Here is a 4,455-nt window from a genome sequence, read left to right as displayed (position 1 = left end):
AGGTTCCAGCCGGTGTGGGGTTGGAGGGCTTCGGCGGCGGCGGTGAGGTGCTGGGTGAAGACGGGTGAGGTCGCGAGGAGTTCGCGGGCCATGCCCTCCCACTGCGAACCCTGCCCCGGAAACACGAACACCGTCCTGCCGGACTCGGTGACCGTCCCGCGTACCGCGTCCGCACCGGCCGTGCCCCGCTCCAGCCCCGCGAGGTTCTCCAGCAGGCGGTCCCGGTCCTGCGCCACGACGACCGCGCGATGGGCGAGGCCGGCCCGTCCCGTCGCCAGCGCCTTCACGAGCGGTCGCGGGTCAGCCTCAGGGTGTTCCTGCAGGTACCGGCGCACCTGCCCGGCGTTCGTGGCCAGTGCCTCGGCGTTGTGACCGGACAACAGCCACGGCAGCGGCGCCGCGCCGGTCACCACGGGCTCGTCCGCCGTGACGTCGTCCGGCGCCTCCTCCAGCACGACGTGGGCGTTGGTGCCGCTCATGCCGAACCCGGAGACACCAGCCCTGCGCGGACGGCCGTCCGGGAGCCACTCCCTGGCCTCGGTGAGCAGACGCACGTCACCGGCGTCCCAGTCGACGTGCGGCGAGGGCTCGTCCACGTGCAGTGTCCTCGGCAGCAGCCCGTGCCGCATGGCCTGCACCATCTTGATGATGCCGCCGACCCCGGCGGCAGCCTGCGTGTGACCGATGTTCGACTTCAACGACCCCAGCCACAAGGGATGTTCGGCCGGACGGTCCTGCCCGTACGTGGCCAGCAGTGCCTGCGCCTCGATCGGGTCGCCCAGGGTCGTGCCCGTGCCGTGCGCCTCCATGGCGTCCACGTCGGATGTCGTGAGCCCGGCGTCCGCCAGCGCCTGCCGGATCACCCGCTGCTGCGAGGGACCGTTGGGCGCGGTGAGGCCGTTGCTGGCCCCGTCCTGGTTGGTGGCCGTGCCCCGGACGACGGCGAGCACCTCGTGCCCGTTGCGGCGGGCGTCCGACAGCCGCTCCACGAGGAGCAGCCCGACCCCCTCACCGAAGGCCGTGCCGTCCGCACCGGCCGCGAAGACCTTGCACCGCCCGTCCGGGGCGAGCCCGCGCTGCCTGCTGAACCCGATGAAGATGTCCGGGTTGGCGAGGACCGTCGCCCCGCCGGCCAGCGCGAGATCGCACTCGCCCCGGCGCAGGGACTGCACGGCCAGGTGCAGGGCCACCAGCGAGGACGAGCAGGCCGTGTCCACCGTCACCGCGGGGCCTTCGAGCCCGAGGGTGTAGGCGATCCGCCCCGAGGCGATGCTGCCCGCGCTGCCGATTCCGAGGTATCCCTCCATGTCGGCGGGGAGCTTCACCCGGGCCCCGTAGTCCGTGTACACGACCCCCGCGAACACCCCGGTCCGCGAGCCGTGCAACGACGTCGGGTCGATGCCGGCCCGCTCGAACGCCTCCCAGGCGCTCTCCAGCAGCAACCGCTGCTGCGGGTCCATGCTCGTCGCCTCGCGCGGGCTGATCCCGAAGAACGCCGGGTCGAACCGGTCCGCGTCGTGCAGGAACCCGCCCTCCCTCGCGTACGAGGTCCCCGCGTGCGCCGGATCGGGATCGAACAGGCTGTCCAGGTCCCAGCCCCGGTTGGTCGGGAACGGCGAGATGACGTCGCGCTCCGACGCCACCACCTGCCACAGGTCCTCCGGTGTGCGCACCCCGCCGGGGTAGCGGCAGGCCATCGACACGATCGCGATGGGTTCGCCGTCCCGCACCGGGGTGCGCGCGGTGGGTGCCGCCGTGACGGTGCCCGCACCGTCGCCCAGCAGCCGGTCCCGCAGATGGGCGGCGAGCGCGGCCGGCGAGGGGTGGTCGAAGACGAGCGTGGAGGGCAGCCGCAGGCCGGTCGCCGTGTTGAGCCGGTTGCGCAGCTCCACGGCGGTCAGGGAGTCGAAGCCGAGGTCCTTGAACGCGCGCGACGCGTCGACCGTGTCCCCGGCGGAGTGCTTCAGCACCCCCGCCACCTGTTCGCCCACCAACTCGCCCAGCAAACGCAGCTGTTCCGGCCCGGACAGACCGATCAGGGCGGAGACGAGCGTCCCCGCCGCGGCGGCGTCCGCCCCGGCGGCGGTGCGGACGGTGCGGATCAGGGAGCGCAGCACCGGGGGCAGCAGGCCCGTCCCGGCCTGCGCGCCCAGGGCCGCCCGGTCCAGGCGGGCGGCGAGCAGGGCGGGCCGGCCCGTCGAGCGCAGCGCGAGTTCCAGGGCGGCGGTGACCTGGTCCTCCGCGAAGCGGACCAGCCCGTGGAAGGCGGAGTCCGGCACGGAGCCCCGGGGCCCCCAGGAGAGCGAGACGCCCGGCAGCCCGAGCGAGACCCGGTGCTGGGCGAGGGCGTCGAGATACGCGCCGAGAGCGGCGGCGCTCGCCCGGCCGGTGCCGCCGAGCGCGGACGACGCGTCGGGTGCGAGCAGCACGAACGCGCCCAGGTCGAGCCCGAGGGTGAGTTCATGGAGGTTCCAGGCCGCGGCACCCGAGGCACGCAGCCATCCCTCGAACTCCTCCGGCGCGGTGGAGAGCAGGACCGCACGGTCGGGGGCGGCGGGCGCGTGGAAGACGGCGCCGACCGGATGCGCGGACGGCAGCGAGGCCAGCGCCCCGGCCAGGGCGTCGCGGTCCGACGCGTCACCGTCCACCACCAGGGCCTCCGCCCCCAGACCGGTCAGCCGGTCCGCCAGCCCCGGGTCCGGGGACAGCAGGAGCAGACGACGGGCGCCCAGGGCGGTGACGGCATGAACGGCCGCGGCTGCGGCGAGGTCGCCGCCGCCGGAGACGACGACCGTCGACTCCTCGGGCAGGACGGGCAGCTCACCGGCGTCCTGTGGTGTGGATGCGACGAGCCTCGGAACCCGGACGGCGCCGTTGCGCAGGGCGAGCTGGGGTTCGCCGGCCGTGAGGGCCGCCGGCAGGGCGTTCAGCGACGCGGGCTCGGCGTCGAGATCGACGAGAGTGATCCGCCCCGGATTCTCCGACTGGGCCGCCCGGATCACGCCCCATACGGGGGAGGGCACGAGATCCTGCACATCGTCGGGGCCGGTGGTGACGGCGTGATGGGTGAGGACCACGAGGTGGGTGTCGCTGTCAGCCTCGCCGGAGATCCAGGTCTGGAGGGCGGGCAGCAGCTCGCTCGCGGACGACGCGTGCAGCAGGACGAGGCCCGGGGCCCCGTCCTCGGAGGGCGCGGGCCCGTACGGGACATGGACGGCGTCCCCGAAGGCGTCCCGCAGCCCGGCCTCGGGTTCGGTGGACGAGGTCCAGCTCGTGTACGGCAGCGGGGTGCCGTCGCCCGTCGCGGGCACCGGCGTCCAGTCGGTGCCGAGCAGCCAGTCGTGGCGGACCCGGTCCGTCCGGTCCAGCGCCCCGGCGGCCGGGGGACGCAGGACGACCGAGTCGACGGAGGCGACCGGAGCGCCGGCCGGATCGGCGAGCAGGACGGCGAAGCCGTCCCCGCGCCGTGAGACGCGCACCCGCAGACCGCCCGCCCCCACCGCGTGCAGGCTCACGCCCTGCCAGACGGCGGGTTCGAGCAGCTCCTCGCCCCGGGCGAGGACCTCGTGCAGGGCCGCCGTGAGCAGTGCCGGATGCAGTCCGTACCGACCGGCGTCGGCCGCGATCCCTTCCGGCGCCGACACCTCGGCGTACAGCTCGTCGCCCAGGCGCCACAGCCGCGCGAGCCCTCGCAGGGCCGCGCCGAGTTCGTATCCCCGGGCTTCCAGCCGCTCATGGACCTCGCCGACGTCGACGGCGGTCGCCCCGGCGGGCGGCCAGGACGTCAGCGGCTCCGGCGCCGAGGCGCCGGGGCCGGGCGCGGGGGTGTCGAGCAGACCCGTGACATGGCTGGTCCAGGCGCGGTGCAGCGTGCTGTCGTCGTCCCCCTCGTCGTACGCGCGGGTGTGCAGGGTCAGCTCGCGGCGGCCGTCGCCGCGCGGGGGCCCGGCCGTCACCTGCACGTCCACCCCGCCGGTGGCCGGGACGACCACCGGAGTGTCGACCGACAGTTCGGCCACCGGCAGATCGCCCAGCAACCTGCCCGCTTCCAGGGCCAGTTCGAGTGCGGCAGCGGCCGGCAGGACCGCCGTGCCGTCCATGGTGTGGTCGGCGAGCCAGGGGTGGGTGCGCAGCGAGATCCGGCCCGTGAGCAGCAGCGCGTCACCCTGGGCGAGTGTGGTCGCGGCGGTCAGCAGCGGGTGCTGGGTCGTGTGCAGCCCGAGGCTCTCCGGGTCCCCGTCGGTCGCCGCGTCCTCCAGCCAGTAGCTCCGGTGCTGGAAGGGATAGGTCGGCAGGTCGTACGGGGCGTCGCCCCCGGTCTCCGGAAGCGCGGGTGTCCAGTCGACGGGGGTGCCGTGGCTGTGGAGGTGGGCGAGGGAGAGGTGGAAGCGGTGGAGGGTGCCTTCGTTGCGGCGGAGGGTGCCGGTGATGAGGGCGGTGGTGTCGGTGGTGTCG

1 protein-coding gene is annotated in these 4,455 nt (G+C 74.8%); it reads right to left on the bottom strand.

Annotation, left to right across the window (positions count from 1 at the left end; all coding sequences use genetic code 11):
- A partial coding sequence (locus ACGFZA_RS42430; protein ID WP_393686463.1) for a type I polyketide synthase occupies positions 1–4,455 on the bottom strand: 4,455 nt, incomplete at both ends.

The sequence above is a fragment of the Streptomyces sp. NPDC048211 genome (assembly GCF_043202315.1).
Taxonomy (GTDB): domain Bacteria; phylum Actinomycetota; class Actinomycetes; order Streptomycetales; family Streptomycetaceae; genus Streptomyces.
The sequence above is the reverse complement of the archived record's forward strand: the minus strand, read 5'-3'. Positions and strand labels throughout refer to the sequence as shown.